This is a genomic window from Prosthecodimorpha hirschii (assembly GCF_001305515.1).
GTDB classification, from domain to species: domain Bacteria; phylum Pseudomonadota; class Alphaproteobacteria; order Rhizobiales; family Ancalomicrobiaceae; genus Prosthecodimorpha; species Prosthecodimorpha hirschii.
Window position 1 is genome coordinate 3,264,592 of the sequence record NZ_LJYW01000001.1, and the last position, 21,940, is coordinate 3,286,531.

General features: G+C 62.9%; 21 protein-coding genes and 1 pseudogene. 8 read left to right on the top strand and 14 right to left on the bottom strand.

The genetic code is table 11. From position 1 onward, the window contains the following. Positions 1 to 70 precede the first annotated feature (70 nt). Positions 71 to 5,362, bottom strand: coding sequence for a phosphorylase family protein (locus ABB55_RS14270; protein ID WP_054359398.1), 5,292 nt, complete (start codon positions 5,360 to 5,362; stop codon positions 71 to 73). Between the two features lie 782 nt (positions 5,363 to 6,144). Here ABB55_RS14270 and ABB55_RS28995 point away from each other — a divergent pair. The 3 genes from ABB55_RS28995 (at position 6,145) to ABB55_RS14290 (ending at position 9,397) form a co-directional block, all read left to right on the top strand. Further along, positions 6,145 to 6,926 (top strand): IS5 family transposase gene (locus tag ABB55_RS28995; RefSeq protein WP_420848231.1). Its coding sequence is split into 2 segments (ribosomal slippage): positions 6,145 to 6,469 and positions 6,469 to 6,926, totalling 783 coding nucleotides; the frame shifts between segments, so codons are not numbered across the junction. Between the two features lie 1,059 nt (positions 6,927 to 7,985). Continuing rightward, positions 7,986 to 8,819: a bis-aminopropyl spermidine synthase family protein gene (locus ABB55_RS14285; protein WP_054359401.1), complete on the top strand. Its 834-nt coding sequence runs from the start codon at positions 7,986 to 7,988 to the stop codon at positions 8,817 to 8,819. Then, positions 8,816 to 9,397: a hypothetical protein gene (locus ABB55_RS14290; RefSeq protein ID WP_054359402.1), complete on the top strand. Its 582-nt coding sequence runs from the start codon at positions 8,816 to 8,818 to the stop codon at positions 9,395 to 9,397. The genes ABB55_RS14285 and ABB55_RS14290 overlap by 4 nt, the downstream gene beginning before the upstream one ends. Here ABB55_RS14290 and ABB55_RS14295 read toward each other — a convergent pair. The 8 genes from ABB55_RS14295 to ABB55_RS30625 all read right to left on the bottom strand — a co-directional run bounded on the left by ABB55_RS14295 (position 9,394) and on the right by ABB55_RS30625 (position 15,270). Then, positions 9,394 to 10,053: a hypothetical protein gene (locus ABB55_RS14295; RefSeq protein WP_160321241.1), complete on the bottom strand. Its 660-nt coding sequence runs from the start codon at positions 10,051 to 10,053 to the stop codon at positions 9,394 to 9,396. The genes ABB55_RS14290 and ABB55_RS14295 overlap by 4 nt on opposite strands. Then, a complete protein-coding gene (locus ABB55_RS14300; protein ID WP_054359404.1) occupies positions 10,050 to 11,042 on the bottom strand; it encodes an ImmA/IrrE family metallo-endopeptidase in 993 nt (330 codons plus the stop codon). The genes ABB55_RS14295 and ABB55_RS14300 overlap by 4 nt, the downstream gene beginning before the upstream one ends. Positions 11,043 to 11,056: 14 nt before the next feature. After that, positions 11,057 to 11,839: a hypothetical protein gene (locus tag ABB55_RS29815; RefSeq protein WP_152982059.1), complete on the bottom strand. Its 783-nt coding sequence runs from the start codon at positions 11,837 to 11,839 to the stop codon at positions 11,057 to 11,059. Positions 11,840 to 11,961: 122 nt separating this feature from the next. Continuing rightward, the gene (locus ABB55_RS14310; RefSeq protein ID WP_054359406.1) at positions 11,962 to 12,555 is read right to left on the bottom strand and encodes an ATP-binding protein; all 594 of its coding nucleotides are present in this window, start codon (positions 12,553 to 12,555) and stop codon (positions 11,962 to 11,964) included. A gap of 222 nt (positions 12,556 to 12,777) precedes the next feature. After that, positions 12,778 to 13,182, bottom strand: coding sequence for a hypothetical protein (locus ABB55_RS14315; RefSeq protein WP_054359407.1), 405 nt, complete (start codon positions 13,180 to 13,182; stop codon positions 12,778 to 12,780). Continuing rightward, the gene (locus ABB55_RS14320; protein ID WP_083463624.1) at positions 13,179 to 14,561 is read right to left on the bottom strand and encodes a recombinase family protein; all 1,383 of its coding nucleotides are present in this window, start codon (positions 14,559 to 14,561) and stop codon (positions 13,179 to 13,181) included. The genes ABB55_RS14315 and ABB55_RS14320 overlap by 4 nt, the downstream gene beginning before the upstream one ends. Beyond that, positions 14,561 to 15,067, bottom strand: a complete 507-nt coding sequence (locus ABB55_RS14325) for a DUF2924 domain-containing protein (RefSeq protein ID WP_054359408.1) — start codon at positions 15,065 to 15,067, stop codon at positions 14,561 to 14,563. The genes ABB55_RS14320 and ABB55_RS14325 overlap by 1 nt, the downstream gene beginning before the upstream one ends. Next, on the bottom strand, positions 15,067 to 15,270 hold the full coding sequence (locus ABB55_RS30625) for a hypothetical protein (RefSeq protein ID WP_200912147.1): 204 nt from the start codon (positions 15,268 to 15,270) through the stop codon (positions 15,067 to 15,069). Before ABB55_RS30625 ends, ABB55_RS14325 begins: the two co-directional genes overlap by 1 nt. On the opposite strand from ABB55_RS30625, the gene ABB55_RS14330 reads away from it, so the two are divergent. Continuing rightward, positions 15,263 to 15,754, top strand: a complete 492-nt coding sequence (locus tag ABB55_RS14330; protein WP_054359409.1) for a VapE domain-containing protein — start codon at positions 15,263 to 15,265, stop codon at positions 15,752 to 15,754. The genes ABB55_RS30625 and ABB55_RS14330 overlap by 8 nt on opposite strands. A 33-nt stretch (positions 15,755 to 15,787) precedes the next feature. Here ABB55_RS14330 and ABB55_RS14335 read toward each other — a convergent pair. The 3 genes and pseudogenes from ABB55_RS14335 to ABB55_RS14345 form a co-directional block, all read right to left on the bottom strand. Beyond that, positions 15,788 to 16,150 (bottom strand): annotated as a pseudogene (locus tag ABB55_RS14335) (integrase core domain-containing protein); the annotation flags it as partial. A gap of 38 nt (positions 16,151 to 16,188) precedes the next feature. Continuing rightward, positions 16,189 to 17,469, bottom strand: a complete 1,281-nt coding sequence (locus ABB55_RS14340; protein ID WP_054359410.1) for a HipA domain-containing protein — start codon at positions 17,467 to 17,469, stop codon at positions 16,189 to 16,191. Beyond that, the gene (locus ABB55_RS14345; protein ID WP_054359411.1) at positions 17,469 to 17,726 is read right to left on the bottom strand and encodes a helix-turn-helix domain-containing protein; all 258 of its coding nucleotides are present in this window, start codon (positions 17,724 to 17,726) and stop codon (positions 17,469 to 17,471) included. Before ABB55_RS14345 ends, ABB55_RS14340 begins: the two co-directional genes overlap by 1 nt. Positions 17,727 to 18,430: 704 nt before the next feature. On the opposite strand from ABB55_RS14345, the gene ABB55_RS14350 reads away from it, so the two are divergent. From ABB55_RS14350 to ABB55_RS29820, 3 genes are read left to right on the top strand one after another with little or no spacing between them, the layout of a single operon-like run. Then, entirely contained in the window at positions 18,431 to 18,961 is a 531-nt protein-coding gene (locus ABB55_RS14350; protein WP_244472039.1) for a crossover junction endodeoxyribonuclease RuvC, read from the top strand. Then, positions 18,958 to 19,176: a hypothetical protein gene (locus ABB55_RS14355; RefSeq protein ID WP_054359412.1), complete on the top strand. Its 219-nt coding sequence runs from the start codon at positions 18,958 to 18,960 to the stop codon at positions 19,174 to 19,176. Before ABB55_RS14350 ends, ABB55_RS14355 begins: the two co-directional genes overlap by 4 nt. Beyond that, positions 19,173 to 19,454 (top strand): hypothetical protein, encoded by a 282-nt coding sequence (locus ABB55_RS29820; RefSeq protein WP_054359413.1) that lies wholly within the window; start codon positions 19,173 to 19,175, stop codon positions 19,452 to 19,454. The genes ABB55_RS14355 and ABB55_RS29820 overlap by 4 nt, the downstream gene beginning before the upstream one ends. Here ABB55_RS29820 and ABB55_RS30900 read toward each other — a convergent pair. Further along, complete coding sequence (locus tag ABB55_RS30900) at positions 19,384 to 20,076, bottom strand: RHS repeat-associated core domain-containing protein (RefSeq protein ID WP_244472171.1); 693 nt, start codon at positions 20,074 to 20,076, stop codon at positions 19,384 to 19,386. The genes ABB55_RS29820 and ABB55_RS30900 overlap by 71 nt on opposite strands. 449 nt (positions 20,077 to 20,525) lie before the next feature. Beyond that, positions 20,526 to 21,665 (bottom strand): RHS repeat protein, encoded by a 1,140-nt coding sequence (locus tag ABB55_RS30905; RefSeq protein WP_054359415.1) that lies wholly within the window; start codon positions 21,663 to 21,665, stop codon positions 20,526 to 20,528. Here ABB55_RS30905 and ABB55_RS29010 point away from each other — a divergent pair. Next, positions 21,622 to 21,924 carry a helicase-related protein gene (locus ABB55_RS29010; RefSeq protein WP_244472172.1) on the top strand — a complete coding sequence of 101 codons (303 nt, stop codon included), beginning with the start codon at positions 21,622 to 21,624 and terminating at the stop codon, positions 21,922 to 21,924. The genes ABB55_RS30905 and ABB55_RS29010 overlap by 44 nt on opposite strands. Positions 21,925 to 21,940 lie beyond the last annotated feature (16 nt).

Sequence of the window (21,940 nt, forward strand, 5' to 3'; positions counted from 1 at the left end):
CCTTCTTTGGTGTCCCGGTGAAGCCTGTGGAGAAGGGATCCGTGTTCCGTCGACGGAAAAAATCCGACGATCAATCGTCAGCTGACCCGCGCCGCCGGGCACTACGGCGCGGTGCTCGCCCGGACCGTCGCAATAGCCTTGGACGCGTCGCTGACTGAGCGGAATTGCGGAAACGATTATCGATCTCTTCAAGCAGTTGTCGCGCTTCTAAAGCATTAGTGGCTATCAACTGTTCTAGAAGGGAAGTTCCGATCTCGCGCGTCTCCGGTCCCAACCGATGGAGCGTGATGGCTAGGTCGAGGAGCTGCGACGTCGCGATCGCGGTCGCGCTCTGAACGTTGCCGAGCTCCGTTTGCCACATTTTAACGAGACGCTGCGCAATCGTGCCCACCAGCACGGCATGATGCGGTAAAAGGCTCGCAAGCCGTTCGACGACGAAGGTGGGATCGACCTGCGGAGCTTGATGGAGGCAGTCGGCGATCGCTTGAAGCAGCCCGATGGTGCCCTCGTCGGGGGTCAGCTCGTCAACAATCCGGAATATGTCGAAGACCGATCGCCAGACCCCGGGCTCGCCGGACTTCAGCAGGCGTGTAAGCAAGGCGGAGGCCTCGGCTCGCCGGCCGCGGTCGGCGAACACATGCGCCGTCGACAAAGCCGCGCCAGTTCGTGCATCGGCTGCATCTTCATCAGCGAGGATTGCGTCAAGCCGAAGCGTGCCCCAGGCAATCTCCGGATTCAGGAGCGCAGCCAAAGCGACGATCTCGCCATAGGCTTGCCGTGCAAGGCGCGACGGCGCGTCGCGCCAGTCGGCGAGATGCCGCTCTACGAGGGCGGGATGCTGCACACGGCTTTGCGCGAGAAACCGCGCCGCGAGCCGGGTTCCGATGAGGCCGGGCACCTTCTCGAACAAGGCTTCCAGGAACGCATCAATGCGGGTGGCGTCGGCGCGGTGCAAATAGGGTAGGAGGTGTGCGAGTGAACGCCATTCCTCAAGGCTTTGGTTGCGGTCGAGATAGGCGCTGAGTGCCGCGAGCGCCGCATCGGGCTCGTTCCGTCGGAGCCGAAGCTGAACCAGCGCCTCTACGACGGGATAGGCGCCGCCCGGGACGAAGCCGAACCCACCGTAGCCCCAGAGTAGGCTTTCGCCGTCGTCGGCTTCGGCCTTGTCACCGGCGGCAGCATGGGATCGGGTTTCGTCCACATTTCCAAGTATGCCAGTGCCGTGGGCCGTCTCCTCCTCGCCCTTGTCGGTTTCGGGCGGGCTCGAGTCGAGCCAAGTTTCCAGCAAGTCGAGCAGCTTATCGTCGATCGATGCGCCGCGCTGCGCAAGGCGGTCCAGCGCCCGCGCGGCGGAATGGCGGAATTCGGTCCCATCGAATCCGCGCTCGACGACATCGCGGAGCAGGTCCATGACCAACGCGGGCTCAGCGCCTTCGGAGAGCGTGTCCAGCGTGTAGGCCGCCGCACGCGTGCCATTGTCCTTGTTCAGCGCGGCAAGGATGCTGATGGCCCGCTCAGGATGGCTCTTCGCAAAGGTCGAGAAGGCGCGTGCGAGCTGTATGTTGCCGCCCGCCATCCATCTGCGCGGATGATTCCATCCGGTTTCGTCAGGTAGTTCGTCGAATGCGTGTACAATGTCGACATCGTTTGCCTTTGCCATCGCGTCGGCTTCCATTACAGAACCGATGTATTGTGCGCCGGTGAAGGCTGGGCCAGAACTTCCGCTGCCGTAGCGCCGCGCTTCCTCGGCGACCTGGCGCCGCGCTGCTGCCGACAGGCGGTGTATCGGCAGCGAGCGAAGCAACTCTAGCTGAGTACGACGGTTAAAATGGCGCCAGTTCATGCGGCTCTTGGGATCGGCTATCTCGGGAGGTGCTGGCGGGGCGTAGCTCCGCACGGCCGATTCGAAGCGCGCGGTCTCAGTCTCGCTCCAATGCGGAGCGGCTGCGGCGATCAGTGCCTTGGCGGTCCCGTGGAGATCGTGGATCGAGCCGAGATGGTAGCGCCGCTCGTCGCCGAGGATGAAGTCCAGCCCTAGCGTCGCGAGCTGTTTGGGCTGATGCGCGATCCCATGCGCGACAAGGCGCTGAACGGGCGCGAGCGGAACATCGTAGTTGGCCGCCGCCCACCGCGCGAAGGCGTCCGGGTCGGTTTCGGCAAGCTGCTCGACTGCGATCCTGAGCGCGCCCAGCAGGGCGTGCTCGGGAAGATCGATGTGCGCCTCGTCCTCGAAGCGGAAATCGGCTTCGTAGGTAAGCGCATAGACTAAGGGCATCTCGTGCGGCTCGGCGAAGCGGGCGAGTGCGTCAAACACGTCGCGGTACCAGGGCCAAAGGATGTTGAGGAAAGCCTGGGGAGCCTGCTCGGCGAGCGCCGGCAGGCTGTCCCATTCGTCGCCGCGTTCGATCAGCTGCTTGACCGGCTCGCGCGGATCTTGGCGCATTCGCCACGCCATCTCCTCATTGGGCGCTGCGAAGGCCGGACGCGGCTTTGTGGCGCGGGCGTGGGCGGCTCCTACAGCGTCGGCGAGATCGCGGCGCAGCCGCGCGAGCACGATCTTGAGCGCGATGGCAGGTTGCTCAATGCCGATCGTGCCGGCGAGATGGTCGATCATCCTCGGCGCGAGGTTGGCGCGCCCAATGACCTTGGCGGCGATTTCGAGCGTTTCGTCGGTCCAGTTGATGACCGCCTGGAACAACCACCAGAGGCGGCTGTCATGGGCGGGATCGGGCAGCCAGCATTCCTTGGCGAGCGCGAGCACGCCCTCGGGATCGAACGTTATCGCGTGCGACAGGATGTTGATCTGATGGTTGGCGGTCTCCGACTGGATCATCGCATCGAGGATGAAGCTACGCTTGAACCGCGCGAACCAGCCTGGGCTTCCACTCAGCGCACTGTAACCGCGCAGACGCAGCGCGTCGTTGCCGAGGATCTCGGCCATTAGCACGGCTTCGCGATCGGTAGGCTTTGGCTGCGCGCCGAGGAAGTCGATCAGCAGGACTCGAAGATGGAGCCGGAGGTCGACCGTGCGCCAGATCGTTTCGATCTCCTCGTGATAGACGGCAATATCGACGGCGCGCAGATAGGTGAGACTGGCCCATAGTTTTGGGCGAATGAACAATGAGCTCTGCCGTCCAAGCACAAACGCGGACAGTCGGCCGGCCTCGCGTGCGAAGTTGCGGGCTAACGCGAACTCGAACAGCGTCTGGTGAGAGAAGCCGACCGATCCGTCGAGCACCGCCAGCACGCCAGCGCCTTGGAGCGCACGCAGCAGAGGATTCCGATTGGCGAAGCGGGCGGCGGGCAGCCAAAGGCTCTCGTGCGTCGCCATCTGGTCGGCGAGGTCGGAGGCAAGCTGCTCGCGCGCTGCCGCCGTCTGGCCGACCAGCACGCGCTCGGACCAAAGCTGTTCGAGCATCGCCTGGTAGCTGGCGAAAGGCTCCGACTGAAAGCGGGTCGAAAGCTGGAGATAGATGGCGAGCGCCTGAGGCCGCCGCAGCACGTCCCGTGCGTCAGCCGGCCAAGCGCCGGCATCTACACCGCTCGCTTCGAGCAGCGCGACGACATCGCTCCAGGCAGGAAGCTGCAGGATAAGCCCTTCAGCGGCGACGGTTCTAAGACGCACATCATGTTGGAACTCGAAGGTGCGCGACGAGAGCACGATGTGGACATTGTCCCGCCCGCCAAGCTTGCGGATGAGGTTGAGCAATATGCTCAGCCGCCCGGTCCGCATATCGAGGTGCTGCGCCAGTGCGTCGAGCTGATCGATGATGATGAGCACCGGCCCATAGGCCGCGAGCGCGGCGATGAGCTCGCTCGGCGAAGCGTCGAAGCCGAGACGGGCCTGTAGGTCGTCCTCGCTAGCGATGTCCGCGTCGAGAAGATCGGCCTTGATCGCGAGTACCGGCCATCCCCGGGCGCTGTAGGCCTTGGCGATAGTCGCCAGCAGCGCGGACTTGCCGGCGCCAGGCTCGCCGAGGAGCGCCGTGATCGAGGTATTGTGGTCCTCTATACGCATGCGTAATTGGCCGAGTTCCGGCCGTTCAATCGTCTCGCCACCCGGCAAGGTGGCGGGCCAGGCCAAGAGCTCGGTCGACGCAGACGCGAAGGCGGCGCGGATGCCGGCGAGCCGCTCGTAGTCGGCATACAGCAGCATTCCGATGAGTTCGGCATCCTCGCGCTCGGCGAGCCCTTCGCGTAGCCTATCGATCCCGGTGCGAACCAGCGCCGCGTCGGGGTCGGCGACGAACAGGCGGAGAGAGCCCGCCTCGACACTGACGATCTCGATGCGCTGGTTTGACCCGATCGCGCGCAGCGAATCCTGCAGGCGCGCGATGCGTTCGCCGTCCTCGGTTCCGAAGTCGACCGACAGGTTGAGGACGACGGCGATGCGGTTCTGCGCAGGACGGCTTGAAACCGACGCGGGCTCGGACGCGGCCGTTGGAGACGGTGCCGCAGTTTTCGTCTCCGGCGACGGGGAAAGTAGCGGAAAGGCGGGCGGAGCCCCGTCTCGCTGCTCGGGCGCTGGATAGAGCTGGCCGAAATGGCTCAGCATCTCGAACGCGAAGGCGGCCGCGTGGCAGGCGGCTATCGGCTGCAGAAGCTTGTCGCTTCCCGCCGACTTCTTCTGCCGCATATCTGAGACGCCGCGGATGACGATACTGGGCGTCCGCTCAGCCGTGGCAGCGTATACTGCGCCATAGCCCTCCATCTCGACGACGTGGGTATCGCCGTAGCCTTTTGCGATTTGCGCTTCGAGCTCGCTCTCGACGCTATCGAGCACCGCTTCAATCGAGGCGATCGGGGCGACCAAACCTATAGGAGGGAAATCGACCGGGTAATCCTCCGGCGCTGGCAAGGAAGCGCCGCGAAAGGGACGAATACGAGTCGGCCATTCCTCGTCTGCTCGAACTTTTCTTGCGATCCCGACCAGATTGAAATCAGACAGAAATGCACTCGGCCGGAAAGTGAATTCTTCTCCGGCTTTTCCGCCATATGTCCAGTAAACCTTATCGGAGGCGACGACCGTGCCCAAAGGCGCATCATCCTTTCGCGACCCACCGATGCCGACCAGAAGCATCACTTCGAATTTACTGAATACGACGTGCGCATCACTCACGATGCTATGTGCTGGGTGGGTACCCGCGCCCGTTTCAGCGACGACGATCAACCATTCTTGGCCGCGGTCAGTGAAGCAGCCGCACTCGTAAATTGTGCCGCGCTTCCCGAGCACAGACCCCATGTCGGTGAGATGCGCCCTGATCGCCCTCATTTCGAGAAGCAGCGCGGTCACGATGAAGGCGCGGCGCATACCGCGCCGCTTCGCCTCCTCCAATATGTCGTCCGCGGTCTTATAGTTCATTGGGGTCGCGAATTCCTCCGAATCGGAGTGCGACCGATCGGCTTACTGTTTGCCTTCGATACTATATCATGAGCTCTGGTTGCGTGTCCGTCAACAACAACGATGTCGGGCGTGCAAGCGGCGCCGCTTCGTAGGTGCTTCCGACAGGGACAGCAGAAGAATGCGGCGAAATCTCAAAGGGCGACGGCGGAGTGGTTCGTTGCCGATTCGTCGCCGAACTCCCCGCGCTGCACTGTAGTTTTACGGGAATTCGTAGCTTAAGAGATTTACAAACAACATTGGACTGCAGAAATGATGCGGGAGCCAATACTTGCCGTCGACGGTAATCCAGCGTCGCCATATGGAACTATATAGGCTCTCGATCTCAGATAACGATAAGAGTAGCGCAGTTAGTACATCTAGGTGACGATTTGCCTTGCTGAGTTTTGAGTGTGCACATCAGTCAATTAAGCTCGAGGCTGGCAAACTTCAACCCGAGGTCACGTCAGCACTCGAAAAAGCGAAAACATGCTCGCACCAACGCCCGCCAGGCCCATGACCCAGAATATGAGTCTAAAAGATTGACCAAATGACCAAGTCTTCGGCGGAATGGTCGATGGAAGTCGGCTCTTTGCTTCTACCGCAACGATGCGTGCGAAATCGGGAAGATAGGTGCTCTCGCCCAAAATCAGTGCGGCCTCCGCCAGCTTCACTAGGTCGTGTTGACAAAGGGGATTCCCAAATCGCCTTCGGTCTGATTCAAGGCTGCTCTTTGCGGGAGAGCGGTCGTGGTTCGAGGTCGGATGACGGATGAGGAATGGGCGATTTTCGCGCCGTTTCTGGTTCGCGAGGGGGCGCGCAGCGGCAGACCTCCGCAGGATCACCGAGCGATCCTCGACGCCGTCTTCTGGATCGCCCGCACAGGTGCCCCGTGGCGTGACCTCGATGCGAGCTTTCCCAAGTGGACCAGGGTCTATCGCCAGTTCCGACGCTGGACCCTGGCCGGTCTTTGGGACGTCATCCTCGAGGCGCTCAACGAGAGCGACGAGGGTCAGGCCAGCGTCCAGATGATCGACAGCACCATCGTCCGCGCCCACCAGCACTCGGCGGGCGCGAAAAAAGGGGATTCGCTTCAAGCCCTTCGCACCACGATATCGGCCGTTCTCGTGGTGGCCTCACGACCAAGATCCACCTCCGCGCGAACGGTCTCGGGCTCCCCGTCGCCCTCGTCCTGACACCCGGCGAGGCACCCGACGCCAAGGGCTTCGGCCCGGTGATGGATCAGCCGGGGCCGGAGCCGAAGGTGCTGATCGCCGACAAGGGATACGACAGCGATGCCATCCGCGACGACCTGCTGGCGCGCGGGGCAGAGCCGGTCATCCCCATGAAGCGCAACCGTCTCGCGCGGCTCCCCGTCGACGGTTTCGTCTACGCCCTGCGCAACCGGATCGAACGCTGCTTCAACCGACTCAAGAACGACCGTAGGATCGCGACCCGTTACGACAAAACCTCCGCCAGCTACCTCGGCTTCGCGCTCATCGGCGCCATCCGGCTGTGGATCAGGCACTTTGTCAACACGGCCTAGTTCTGATCCTCGTCTGTCCATCTTATAGAAAGCGAATGAGAATAGCGCCAGCAGCGCACCAAGGATCGCAACAACTGGAGCCATGGGCTTTCCCGCCTGGAAGCCAGCGCCTATGCCCGTCGCCAAAATGCCCGACAGAACGATGAAGAAGTTGAACACCGAAATCCGCTGCTGGGCATGCAAGGCGAAATAGCGCCACGCATGGTCCAGCGCCTTATCCGCAGATAGAAGCGGAAAGTCCGCCGCGCCTCTTTTGCAAGATGCTCCTGGGTCCCGGTCCGTAGACATGCGCACGTCGCTCCCACATTGAGCTTACGGCTTCCGAAAAAGCCTGCCATGCGTTCCGATTTTAGGCCAGCTATCTTGCGTCGTGTTTTCGTCGGCCCGGATTGAATGTTCGATGAATGGTCGGGCTGGTCAAGCCCTGGCCGGCGACTGCTCCAGAGGGCGCTTCTCTCGAGGGCTCTGGCCTGCGAATTCAATGCGGTAGGCGTTGTGGACGAGGCGGTCGAGCACGGCGTTGGCGAGGGTGCAACTGCCGCGGATTTCCATACCGTTGGCCGACTGGCACCTGACTGGTGCTGATGATGGACCGAGCCTCGTGACGGTCAGCGACGATCTCCAGGAGGTCTCGGCGCTGGTCGGCGTCGATGGTCTCAGGGTCCCAGCCGTCGAAAAGGAGGAGATCAACGGCGATCGATAGAGCGCGGCCTCCGGGCGTGCCAGCCATTGCTGTGGGCGAGAGCGAGGGCGGCGAAGAGTCGCGACATGCAGTGATAGGCGACGGAGAGAGCCTGCCGACCGGTCTTTTTTTGGCGGCAGCCGATTTGGAGCTGCCATACGATCGAGAGGCACCGCCCCAATTCAACAATCCTCGCGCTGTTAAGACCAGAGGAGCCCACGGCGGACTCTAGCCCTAAGCGGATGCTTCCACCGGATACGCCTTGCGAACCAGCGGGCAGGGAAACCACCCTGCGATTCTGGTGTGCGTCTCTTTCGCGTTTGACGGGAATCTGTATTTATTGTGAAATGGTATCTATTCGCTCGGGGGGATCATTCATGCCCAAGCACATCGACCTCAGGGAGGCGATCAACGCGATCTCAGATGTGGTCCAGAACAGGCCGCGCCCAATCCGCCAGTTCGACCAAATTTACATGAAGGCCGGCGACATGGTTTTGCAGAGCGAGTTTGTCGCCGCGTGGGCCGATGGCAAGCGGCTGGCCTTCATCGGCGATGGTGATGCCATCAGTGTCTGCGTCGCATATTTGAAAGAACGCGGGACTGTCGAATATGGTCCGAGCCAGATAACTGTATTTGACTTCGATGAGCGAATTGTCCAGGCTGTAAAACGCTTTGCTGATAAGGAGCGGCTCGCTCACATCGACGCCGTCCTCTACAACTGCCTGGACGAATTCCCTGCTCTGGGGCAATATGATTGCTTTTATACTAACCCGCCGTGGGGCGCGAGCAACAACGGCGAGAGCGTTCATGTATTCGTCGAACGCGGGATGGAATCTACCGGTTATGCTGGGCGCGGCCTTATAGTCATCGCTGACGACGAAGAGTTAGAATGGCCCAAGCAAGTACTTGCAAGTACGCAGTCTTTCGCGCTTGAGCGCGGGCACTACGTTTCTCGGATGATGCCCCGGATGCACGGCTATCATCTTGATGATGCTCCTGAGCTGAAGTCGTGCAATTTAGAGATTGCGGCGCTCCCGGGTGAGGCCCGGACAGTCGAGAGCAGAAGCATTACGGACCCTAACCGCCTTCAGAATTTTTATGGTCGGTCAACTGTACCCCGGGTCCGTTACGTTCGGGAACGCAAACGACTGGATTATGGGAACGCCAACGAAAACGAATACGAATTTGAATTTCTGGAGGAGCCTAGATGAATGCGATTATCAAGCCCGGCAGGCCCTTGATCTACATGAAGGTCGGGACTCATGCGGGGGAGACCCTTGAGGACATTATCGCCCGAAAACAGAAGGAGATCGACGAGGCCGGCATCGCGATGTGGGGCTACGGTGGCGGTACGTGTCACCCGCGGACCATGGTCCAACCCTTCGCAGAAGGTTTCGCGGAGCGCAACGAACCGATTGTACTGGTGATGGAGGCGATGAACTCGAAGCATTTCGCGGAGCCCACGCTCGCGACCGAATATTCCATCGACGGAATTCATTGGCGGCCCGTGCCGCATGGAGTTTCCGTTAAGGGTTCGAGATACGCGCTGGTCCTCAAAAACTTGCGTCACGCAGAGCTCATGCTCCCGCTTGCGCAGACCGCCGTTGCCATCGGGAACTGTCGAGGACGATCTGGCAACCGATACATCAAGGGGCGGGTCGACAAGGCTTGCCTAACGGTGACTGATGCCCCGGAGTTGTCGAACGAGGTCCCGAACCGCGAGGCGTCTATCAGCCTCGTAGCCGAGCTTGAAAAGCCGTACGCCGTTTTCGTAAGGGGTGCCGCCTAGATGAAGTACCCGGGCAACAGCAGCATCGGAGCTCTGCTTCGCAGATAGTCGATGTAGCTCCTTAGGGCCTCGAACAACGCCTCCGCGTCCACTTCGGCCTTTGACCTGCAGCGGAAAGCCATTCCCATCGCGCCGTCGACTCCCACCTCGGCGCAGACCAGCGTCTGAAGCTCGACAGGATGACGGAGCAGTCCTATAGAGGCCATCAACTGTTCAAGGCAGACGACTTTGCCCGCAAGCTGTGCCGTCAGCCCCAGCGCGTTGCTGACGTCTTCTAGTGCCTCGATGGCTCTCTTGTCGCCGGTCAGGAGCGAAGCCGAAGCCCGCGAAGCCGCAACAGCGGCGATCAGGCTCTCTCCGCTGTCGAGGGGTACCCCTCGCTCCTGGGCAAAAGTCTCAAGGCCTGCTGCAAGCTCCATCTCTTCCTTTGTGGGTTCGAGACATAAGCAGGAAGCAAGCATAGCTGAGAGAGCGGCTGCAGCGGCATCCTTATTGACAATCCGCTTTGACCGCTGGAGCTGCCGAGACACGACGATCGCGGTCACCGCGAGGACGCTGGGTCCGCCTCGGTCTTTCAGGACTGCCGGCACTTCGGCGGCCAGCGACCAGGCTGCCGTCTTCAGTAGAACGTCATTGTCCAGCACTGTGCCGCTCATACGTCAAGCCCGAGCACTAGTCTCAAGTACTCCTCCTGCTCTTGGGACAGCGAGTCCCATTTCAGTTCCTTGTCCGCAAGCCGGTTGACTTCCATCCAGACGGGCTTCTTTTGCGGGTAGATGCGGCTTAGGGCGGACATGGCGGACTTCCAACGTCCGCTTTTGTAGCCAACACAAAGAGCGAGCGTACCTGGCTCGATTCGACGATCGGGGCCGGCCCGCAAGACGGCGTCCGCCAGCTCCGCGCCGTTAAAGTCGTCGATGTTCCACTCGATTTCCGGGTGAGGCGAACCCGTTAGGAGCTCCAGCGCGAACTCGTCTGCGGCGATTTCGTCGGGATCTCCATCGTCTCCCAAAGCCGGGTCTTCAAGATCCACGAGGGCCCCGCGCTCGCCGACGTGGCCGAGGACGACGTGTCCGATCTCGTGGGCGAGAGTGAATGCCACCGGGGCTGGATAGCTTGCGTCGCGTCCGAGAAGGATGGCTTGGCGCCCGCCGTTGCGGACCGCCATCGCGTGCATCGATTTTGCAGGAAGCGGAAACACCTTCAGATGCGCGACAGGTACACCGGCGCCCCAACTAAATGCCAAGAGGTTCGCGAGGGTAATGAACTGAGAGTTCCTGAGCAGCATCTCGCGTAGACGCGGCGCGGTGACGCCGGAGAGGTCATAGGCTCGGCCCGCGGCCGCCGCCAGATGCTGGCTCACGGCAACGCCAAACGACGCGAGCGCCCCTTGCTGATCGTTCTCAAGGTCGGCAAGGTGCTTGTAGCGTGCATTCTCCTTCCAGACGAACTCGACCCGCTCACCGAGCAGCGGCTTAGGCGCCAGTCCGAGCCGCCTCGCGAGGGTGAAGCGCAGTTCGGCTTGCGCCGATGGGGAGGAGGCAGCGGCTTCGCTCCACCACGCTGGCCAAGCTGCGTTGATCGCGGCCTCGCTGATGCCGGCGCCAGTCAGCTTCTTGCGCAGCGATTTGGCCGTCTCGTCCACCAGCGGATTATCTCCTAGTTCAACATCGCGGTGCTCGGCGCCGATTGCGTACCGAGTTCGAACTGGTCCGGCATCTTTCTGTCACTCACTTCGCCCCGCCGGACGGCCCGGGCGAGCGAAAGCCAGGCCCCTGGGGTGGCGTCTCCGGACATAGCATTGAGCTCGGACCGGAGCGAATTCGGAATTTCGATGGGATCGAGCAACTTCACCCAGAGGCCGGACACCAACATGGCCGAGACATCGATCGTATACCGAGCCGATGGCAAAGGCTCTGGAGCTGGTTCAAGAAGTGCGGTGACTTGCGAAGCACCGATCGGACCACCTGCAGGTCCGACGTTCCGATAGCAGCCAGGCTCAAAGACGCCGCCAGCGGTTGCAAGCAGAGGCTCCGCGGACTTGCACACGAGTGCATAGTGCCTGTCCTTCACTCCACCCGGCGTTTCCTTTCGGCTGGTGACAATGCTCCACTCGGGCATTTCGCGGACGGCGCCGTGGGCGTCGACGTAACGGCGCCAAGCGAGTAGTCCACTCGGATCCGTGTCACGGGCCTTAGGCCTCGACTTCATGACGGAGAAGAGCGCCGGGACTGTGCGTCCGAGGCGCGCCAGTACGGGCACGAGCCGGGACGGGGCATTGCCGACTCCCCAAAAGAAATGCCCTCCGCTGGCCATGCGTTCATTGTCCTTCCTCGCGAGGATGCGTTCCAGCGGCTGGCCCGCCTCGGCCTGCATCCTCGTCCAGCAGAGAAATTGCTGCGCCCTCCGCTCTCCGACGGGCCTTATCTCGTTGGTGGTCATCTCGGCATCCCCTGACGAAGACAAACTATCGAACGGCGGTGCATCGTTCCATTGGCGCGATCGTCTAATCCGTTTGCGCCTGAGGGTTCCTAGGAAGACGCGGCGGATATGCCACTAGCCACTCAGGCCGTCGGACGCCGGCCAATTCTGCTTTCAAGCTCCAGGTCTATTTCCTCCGGCGAACGCGAGGCATCGAAGAAGTGGACCGGTACGCCCGCAAGGACGCCGTATGTGCAAGCGACAGAGGCTTGCAGGTGCGTGTGCATCCGCGCCTCCTCGACCGTTATCAACGGCCGCCCTTGGGGATCTCGCTCGATGCGTCCTACCGCCACGTTCGGGTCGGTATACAACATCCACACCTGCGTCGGCTTTAGCTGCTGGAGCCCCTCGATCCCGAACGGGGTGACCCGATATCCAAACGTTTCCTTGGTGACTGGATGGCTGTCGATGAGCACGGGGGCCCTCAACCGAGTTTCGGAAACGAACCCGATGAGGCTCCTATCTACTGCGGCTACGTCCTCCGGTGTTGCAATTCGACCCGACTTCTCCCGGAGATCGGTTTGAGCAAGATCCGGTCCCAGCCGCCGCCGCAGATAGGCAGTGAGGCGCTCACCAAACTCCCAAACCTCGAGACCCGGAACGCGCTCGGCGAGTCGCTTGGCCGCGGAACTCTTTCCCGCCGCCGGGGCGCCGGTGAGGTAGATCACGTCATACATCTTAAAACTCCGATCACAGCACAACAACGTCCAAAAGTTGCAGAACATTTTTACCGGCGGCCTGTCAACATACGGTCGAAGGCGGCCAGATTGTATCGGCTGGGGGTTTTGGGTTTTGGAGGCGGGTTCGCTCTGAAGTAAGTGGCCGAGACCACTTCTGGCACAAAGCAGACCCCACTTGGTCGGCGCGAAAACCGTTCGATTTGGGAATTTTGCAGGGACCTACTCCACATGTTTTGCCTTTTTCAACTGCCGATCCCACAACGCCTCCGGCGCCGTCTCTAACTCATCAACAATCAAATCCCGAAATTTGTCGGTCCACACGACCGCGTCGATGATTGCCGGCGCGTAAGACAACATGCGAATGATCCTGGCGACATAGGACGCGGTCAGCCCCTCCACCTCGGCAATCTCCCCCATCGTCGTCCGAACCCCGACATCAAGCTGCCGCTGCCACCGCAGCGCCCGAGCGAGCGACAGCACCACCTTCTGATCCGACCGCGCCGCGATGTTGCCCGACGCCGGCTTGACCGAGCCCGGCAGCACGACCAGCTTCTGCCCGCCGCGCCGGCGGACCTCGATCGGAACCGACACCGTGAAGGTGGCGGGAGCCGATGCCTTGGTCATGCCGCCACCTTCGCCCGGTTGTTGCCGGCGACCAGATCGCGGACGAGCGACGAGAACCCGTGACCGCGCCACGTCACATCGATCCGATCACCGCGGAAGTCGACACGCTGAATGAGCAGGTGAAGGATGCGCGCCTGCTCGGCCGGGAAGATCTGGTCCCACATTGCGTCGAAGCTGCGCAGCTGCGCGTCGATGTCGGCGAGTTTCAGTTTGGGGTGCGAAGCCTTCAGCTCCTCGGAGACGCGGCCGGCGAGCGCGGGATCCCGCACCAGGGCGCGGAGTTGATCGACGACAAGAGCTTCGACCTGAGCCGCAGGAAGCCGGGTCGGCGCGGCGGAGCTCGGCCGGCCGCGCTCCTTCAGAACGTCGGTCGAGACGTAGTAGCGGTAGAACCGGTCGCCCTTCTTGGTGTGGGTCGGCGTCATCGCCGCCCCGTTCGGCCCGAACAGCAGGCCCTTCAATGGCGCCGGCGTTGCCCGGCGGGTCTCCGCTGCCCGCGTCCGGCGTTGGGTCGCCATGATCGAGGCCGCGTGGTCGAAGGTCTCGGCATCGATGATGGCCGCGTGCTCGCCCGGATAGCTCCGCCCCTTGTGCACGGCCTCGCCGAGATAGACCCGGTTGATCAGGAGCCGATAGACAAGCCCCTTGTGGAACGGCTTGCCGTGCTGTGTGAGGCGTCCCTCGGCATGAAGCTCGCGGGTCAGGACCGTGACCGAGCCTGTTTCGAGGAAGCGCCGGAAGATACGCCGGACCAGTTCGGCTTCGGTCTCTTGGACGATCAGCTTGCGGTCCTTGACGTGATAGCCGAGCGGTGCCCAGCCACCCATCCAGATGCCCTTCTGGCGGCTGGCGCGGACCTTGTCCCGGATGCGTTCAGCGGTCACCTCGCGCTCGAACTGGGCGAAGGAGAGGAGGATGTTGAGGGTCAGCCGCCCCATCGACGTCGTGGTGTTGAACGACTGGGTTACTGACACGAAGGTCACGGCGTTGCGGTCGAAGGCCTCGACGAGCTTGGCGAAGTCCATCAGGGAGCGGGAGAGACGGTCGATTTTGTACACGACTACGATGTCGACAAGGCCGGTTTCAATGTCGGCAATGAGGCGCCGCAGCCCGGGGCGCTCCAACGTGCCGCCTGAGAAGCCGCCGTCGTCGTAAAAGGCCGGGTGGAGAACCCAGCCCTCGGCGCGCTGGCTGGCTACATAGGCCTCGCAAGCCTCGCGCTGCGCGTCGAGAGAATTGAACTCCTGCTCCAGGCCCTCCTCGGAGGATTTGCGGGTGTAGATGGCGCAGCGCAGTCGGCGCGGGGCCCTGCCATCCTGCTCGTATGCCGGACCACTGGCCGGCTCGATGGCCGTTCTGACCGTCTTCGCCCTCGCCATCAGCGCGCCTCCACGATCGCCGCCTGGCTGGTGGCCGAGGACTTCAGCCCAAAGAACACCCAGCCGTTCCAGCGGCTGCCAGCAATCGTGCGGGCAATGGCCGAGAGCGAGGCATAGCGTCGGCCCTGATATTCGAAGCCGTCGACCAGCACCGTCACGGTGTGCTGCACCCCCTGCCATTCCCGAATGAGCTTGGTGCCGACGATCGGGCGACGGTCGGCGTCGCGGCCGGGTTTCCGCTTTGCCGTGGTTTTGCCGTCGATCGGCCCCCAATGCTCCTCGGCCAACCGTTCCAGGCGGACGATCGTTTCCGGGCGGAGCCCGCCGAAGGCGATCTCCTGGATGCGATAGGCGAGCCGGCTGATCAGGTAGCGTCGATTGAACGGCGGGGCGTCCTTCTGGAAGAGCTCGCGCCAGAGCCGCTTCAGCTCCGGCGTCGGCGTGGTCTCCAGCGCGGTGACCCGCGCCGTGATGGTCGGATCGTCATATTGCTTGGGGTCGAGCATCAGGCCGTCCTCTTGTCACCGCGGGTCTTGCGGCCGTCGGCATGCACGCTCTCGTGGCGCGAGAAGTCCAGGCAAACTGCGGTCTCTTCGCCAGGTTCAGCACTGGTTCCAAGCGCGCGCGCAATGCCGGCCGCAAGCAGCGCGGCGACTGTGTCCAGACGCTCGGCGGCGGTCATACGATCGGGGTGGAGGGCGTTGGTCACCTACCTACGCGACGAGACCGGCAACCGCCGCTTCTGGCCCGTGCGCTGCAGCCGCATCGATCTCGCCGCCCTGGCGCGCGACCGCGCCCAGCTCTGGGCCGAGGCCGTCGCCCGCTTCGATGCCGGCGCCATCTGGTGGCTCGACGACCCCGCCCTCATTGCGGCTGCCAGCGCCGAGCAGGAAGCGCGCTACCAGTCCGATGCCTGGGACGACATCATCGAGGCCTGGCTCACGACCGAGACCCGCCGCGTGAATCGCGGCTACAACGGGTTCGACGACTGGCGCGATGAGACCGTCGAGCGAGCCTCGCCGCTCACCGACGTCTCGATTGGCGAGATCCTGCGCGAGGCGATCGGGATCGAGCCAGGGCGGTGGACCAAGTTCGACCAGATGCGGGTCGCGGCGTACCTGAAGGCGAACGGGTGGACCAGGTATCAGCGGCGGCTGGGCGACGTGAGAGAATGGCGGTATCGGAAAAGTTGATTGCCGGTGACGTGCTCCCCGTTTTCCTGCCGGTCATAAGTTTGGTCCGGCGGTGATTTGGCACTGATCGGGCCAGCTGGCGAACACCGACGGCGCGAGGCCGCCGAGGCTCGAATGGGGGCGGAGGGTGTTGTAGTCGATCCGCCAGTTCTCGATGATCCGTCTCGCCTCGGCAAGCGAAGAGAAGACATGCTCGTTCATGCATTCGTTGCGGAGCCGACCGTTCAAGCTCTCAGCGAAGGCATTCTTGCCCAGCGCGATGTAGTGCCACTCGATCCGAGTCGCCTCGCGGAAGCGCGGGACGGTATGGCTGACGAATTCGGTGCCGTTGTCGCTGACGATCATGACAGGCTTCCCACGACGGGCCATCAGCGCCTCCAACTCGCGCACGACCCGCATGTTCGCGCGATCAAACAATCCCGACGGCTAAGGTCTCACGTGAGCCGTCCGGCCATCTCGCGGATGACGGTGTGTAGGATGCCGCGGAGACAGCGCTGTTCGCCTTGAGGCGTCACGATACCGTCGTTGCCTGCTTCTATTTCGGCGAGCATCTCCTCTGCGATTCCTACGATGCGGCCATGTTGCCTGCTGATCAAACGCTCGGCGGTGGCCGCCTGCAATCCAAGTGTGCGTGCAGCGTCGATAAGAATAGGACGGTTGAGCGCTGAAAAGCGACCGGCTCCCATGACTGGCCATGCAAGCGTCGACCCATCGGGCCACCCCTGTTTTTGATAGAGGCGCGAGTCATAGATCGCTGTGCTCAGCAGATCATAGAAGGGTGCCGGTTGAATACCTGCGGACGTTACGAGGAAGCTCAGGTTCTTGAGGTGTGCGTCTCCGTTGCCGAGCAGCACATTAAAGACAAGCCAGTTGAAGAGGCGGGTGCGCGCAAGCGCCGGGCTGCGGCAGAGTTCGGCCAGTGCCGCGAGCGTTTCGACGCTGCCGCGCGCGTATTTGAATGAGCGGTCGAGATTGAGAAGCTGGCAGGCATCGATGGCGTGCAGCCGCCGCCATTCGGCTGCGGTCTGTTGCCTGTCAAAGCGTCGGATCAGGTAGACGGGCTCGGGGACGTAGCGGCGTTCTACATCGGGAACCTCGAGGCCGAGCGCGCGCGCGAGCCTCATCGAGAACCACTCGTTGATGACGGAGTGGGGATAGTCTTCGTCTGGATGATCCGGCTTTAGGATGTGGGTCGATGGCTGTGCACCAATTGGCTCGAAGAGTGCGCCGTTCTCGATCACGACGGCGAGCTTGTGCTGTGCACCGGCCAACGACATGCGCTTTACGGCATGGCGTCCGAGGGGGGCATTCGGAAGCGCCTTGATGCGGGCGGAGAGGTCGGCGTCGGGCAGCGGCCTCAAGCCGCCGGCGGGTACTTGCGCCTCGGGAGGCAGGAGGGTCAGGGCGCCGGCAGACTCGGCGCCGTAGTAGGCGAGCAAGCCGAAGGCATCGGCAGCGTCGATTTTGGCGTCGGTGGCGAGGAGTGTGCGCTGCGCTTCCTCGGGGAGGAGATTGTCGAAGAACCACTGCACGGGTCGGTTGCTGCCGCCATCGATATGGGGCTCAGCGCGTAGGGCCAGGTGTGGGCTCAGCGGGTAGCGCTGCGCATTCTCGAGCCAGCTTTCGACGTAGGTGAACGACCAGAGGCCCGCGACCTCGCCCAATTCGCCGACCGGTTGACCGTTGATGGAGGCGACGAGCGTCCGGGCGGCCATCAACTCTGCTCCGTGCCCTTCGGCAGGTATGACCGGGCTTCCTCGGGCAGGTCCAAGACGACGTGGATCCCGAGGCCCTGCAGGACCTGGAACAGCTTGTTCCATTGGGCCTTGTCGGCACCGTGCTCGATCTTGCTCAGGAAGTTCTCGCTCACGCCGACAGCGCCCGCGGTATCGTCCTGGCGCATTTTCTGGGCCTTACGGACGGCCCGGACCAATGGGCCGATGTCGCTCGCCTTGGAGAGTTTGATGCGCATGAATCCTCACGATCATGCGGATTTTAGCAAAAGCGCCGGCCTCCGGCAACATAATCCTGACGATCGTGAGGATTATGGTCCCAGGCGCGCAGCAAATGCCGAAATCCTCACATTTGTAAGGATTTCTCGACAAGGCTACCGCGACAGGGACTGACGCCGACTGGCCGGGGCCCGGCACGGGGCTCGGTTCCGCACCGCCCGGGCGCGGGCTTCCGGCAAGAAATTGTTCGTCGTCTGGCTTGTCATGGCTCCATCCTATTCGGGAGTTGGAGCCTCCGGCAAACCCGGGGCGGTTCACTCCTGTCACCAACCCCCCGTTTGTCACCAACCTCCAAACGAGGTTGGTGACAAAATTTCCTCATTAAATTCAACGCTGTCACCAACGTCACCATTGTCACCAACCTCTTTCGAACATGCATGAAGGAGGCGGTGTCCGGCTTTGGGGGTTCACGCCCCTATAGGGATATCTTTGGAGAGGTTGGTGACAGCCGAGGTTGGTGACAATCGGATCAACCCTTTGACGCAGAACGGTATTTCTTATCACCAACCTCCCAAGGGGTTGGTGACAGGAGAGGCGCGGGCCTGTGTCTTTTCGATCCGGTCGGCCTTACCGCTTCTGATTTTGGCTTCCGGACCTCGGGGCGCTGAAGCTATTCTCGCGACGACCAAAGCCGAAGGCCCACGCAGTCCCGTGAGCCTTCCCCATGCAGAAATCCCTGACCTCGGCGACCGACCCGACGGCTCAATCCCGCCGGCTGTCGAACGACCATCACGCTGTCCTGGCCCTCGACCTCGGCAGCGCGACCGGTTGGGCACTGCGCTCGCCCGACGGCCACATTGCCAGCGGTACGGTCTCGTTCCGCCCGAGCCGCTACGACGGCGGTGGCATGCGCTACCTGCGCTTCAAGACCTGGCTCGACCAGATCGAAGCCCAGGCCCCGGGGATCTCGGCCCTCTACTTCGAGGAAGTTCGTCGTCATGCCGGGACTGACGCCGCCCATATCTACGGCGGCTTTCTCGCCACCCTGACCGCCTGGTGCGAGACCAAGTCGATCGCCTACCAGGGTGTTCCGGTCGGGACGATCAAGCGGCATATCACCGGCAAGGGCAATGCCGACAAGGCCGCCGTCACCGCGGCGGTGCGCGCCCATGGCTTCGTCCCGGCCGACGACAACGAAGCCGACGCCATCGCCATTCTGATCTGGGCGACCGAGACCGAAGGGGGTGTGCGATGAGCCGCCCCCTCGCAGGCGCTCCGCGTGAGCCGCGTTGCGCGCTCGGGCAGATGATCCCGACCGCGATCGCCCCGGACGCCGTGAAGGCGGCAGGGTGGCGGGATCACGGCCTTCTGGTCGTCGCACTCGACGACCCCCGTCTTGGCTGGGCCGACCGCGAACTGGTCCGGACCATCGGCGACAAGCTCTACGGCACGCAGGAGGTACAGCGATGAGCGCAAAATCGAAGCGAAAGGCCCGCGCCACCATCGACCGGCCGGCGAAGCCTTCATCACGTCTCGTGACCCGCGAGGTTGTCGAGGCGGATCCCGATGGCGTTCGTGTCGTCCACCACCGCGTGGTCGACACGCTCGGCCGGATGTTCGCTGCCGGCACGATCGACGGCGACATGCTGAGCGCTGCTCGCGACTTCGCGGCTGCCTTCACGCTCGCAAGCTTTGACCGCATGCGGCCATTGAGCCAGATGTCGGACCGTGATGGATTCCAATATTAGGATTAAAACCTTTCGGAGGCGTAGCCGGTGCCTCCTCGAGAGTTGGCGCGAGATATCCCCTTATACCTCCGATTACTGCGCCCAAAACTGCTCCTGCTAACCGCCCCTGCGGCACATAACCATTAGAAAACCCATATGCAGTGCCAAGCAAAGCACCCGGAAGAACCTCTGACATTCCCGCAACTTGGACATTGTCATTAGATTTCCTCGATTTTCCAGAATCTTCTTCAGTTTCAGTACTGGAATTGCCCGTTGAATGCCCATTCGGATCACTTTTGTTGATCGGATCATTGTCCGAATACGCGTACCGGTTCGTGCCCACGCCCGGCTTGGTCGGGTCCCAGGTGTCCGGCGAGACGAAGCGCCCGATGACCGGGTCGTAATAGCGGGCGTGCAGGTAGAGGAGACCCGTTTCCGGATCGTGGCGCTCGCCGATGAAGCCCTTGTCTTCTTCCGGGGCGGTGGGGAGGAAGTTGGTCTGGGTGCGGTCGCCGTAGGGACGGTAGGTCGAGACCTGGGCGGTGCCGCCGGTCGTGCCGTCGGTGACGGTGCGGACGGATTTCAGGTGGTCGCGGTGCAGGAAGTAGGGCTTGGCCGCCGCGCCGGTGCCGACGCGTTTCACGTCGGCGTGCGGGTATTTGGTCCACTCGAAGGCGGAGCTCCAGGTGCCGGAGGCGCAGGTCCAGCGCGTGTCGCGCTCCAGGTCGGCCCCGAAGGTCAGGGTGACGGCATCGCGGGTGCCGGTACAGCCGGGATCGGAGACGGTCTTGGCCTTGGCCAGGCGCTCGCCGTCCGGGCCGTAGGTGAAGGCGACAGTGACGCCCGCCTTGGTGATGCTGGACGGCCGGTTCTCGCCGTCCCAGACGAAGCTGCGGCCCAACCCCGATAGGGTGTTGCCGGCGGCATCGTAGCTGATCGACCGGCCGCCGACGGAGGTCGCGGCATGCGGACGCGGGGCCGTGCCCGAGGGATAGACGTAGCTGCCGACGCTCGTCGCGCTGAGGATGTTGCCGCCATTGTCGAAGGTCCAGCTCTGGGTGAGCGTGCCGTCGTCGAGATTGGTGGCACTGGTCAGCCGGTCGAGTGTGTCGTAGCCGTAGTTCCAGTCCTCCTTGGCGATGGTGGAGCGGCCTTCCGTGATGCGTCCGCCGGGATCGCGGGTGTAGGTCTTGTCCTCGATGACGGTCGCGCCGTTGGCGACAGGACCCGGTCGAGCCAACCGCGGGCGGTCGAATAGGTGAAGTCGGTGGTGACGCCGTTGGCGTAAGTGGCGCGCAGGGTGCGGCCGGCGGCATCATAGGTGAAGTTCGCAACATGGCCGGGGATCGACAGGAGCCGGCCGGCGGCGTCGTAGGTGACGGGCGCGGCGGGCGTGCCGACCGCGTCGCCATCCGGATAGCTGTTGCCCAGCAGGCGACCGGCCACGTCGAAACGCGCCTCGATGGCGAAGTCCTCGCCCGAGGAGCCGGTGCAGGCCGTGCCGGAGGCGGGGGGTAGAGACCAGCGCTCCGAGACCTTGCGTCCGGCCGGGTCGTAGTCGTGGCAGGCGCGGGCGCCGCCATTGGGACCCGAGGTCTCCTGGCGGGTCAGCTTGCCGATATTGAAGAAGCCGGAGCGCACCTCGTCGAAGACCGACGTGGTGGTGACGGCGGCTCCGACGGTCGGCGTGACCGTCTTGGAGACGACGCGGTCGCGGCCGTCATAGGTCAGCGTCGAGACCGTGCCGCGGCTGTCGGTCTGCGCGGTCATCCGGTCGGAGGCATCGTAGGCATAGGTCCAGGTGCCGAGATCGGGATCGATCGCCTGGACGCGGTTGCCGCGGCTGTCATAGCTGTAGGCCCAGACGGCACCGAGCGGATCGGTGATGCCGGTCAGGTGGTCGGCCACGTCAAAGGTGAAGAGGGTCGGGACCACGGTTCCCGAGAGCAGTCGATCCTGGCGGATCTGGTTCTTGAAGGCGTCGGCGTGAACCTTGGCGATATTGCCGTTCGGGTCGGTGGTCGTGACCACGAAGAGGCCGGTCGGCTCGCTCGAGATTCCGTGCGCCATGGTGGTCGCGGCGCCGTCCGGCTCGGTGATGGAGGTCGGGCGGTTGAGCTTGTCGAAGCCGAACAGGCGCGATTGGGCGGCATCGCCTTCGAAGCGGGCGAGCGTCTCGCGGCTCTTGTTGCCGCGGGCGGGTGGTGTTGGCCTGACGCTTACGCGCGCCAATCACGCGATTCATCTCTCGCGCTGGTGGAACCCGGCGGTCGAGGACCAATGCACCGGTCGGGTACACCGGATTGGGCAGACCAGACCTATTACCGTCTATCTGCCGATGGCTACGCTCGGGGGTGCCCATCGCTCTTTTGATGAGAACCTCGACGCTTTGCTGACCCGCAAACGCAAACTCATGCACGACACTCTGATGCCACCGGATGCCAACGCCGAGGCTGATCGCGACGAGTTGTTCAGGGCGACGGTACAGTGAGACACGTGCCTAACAT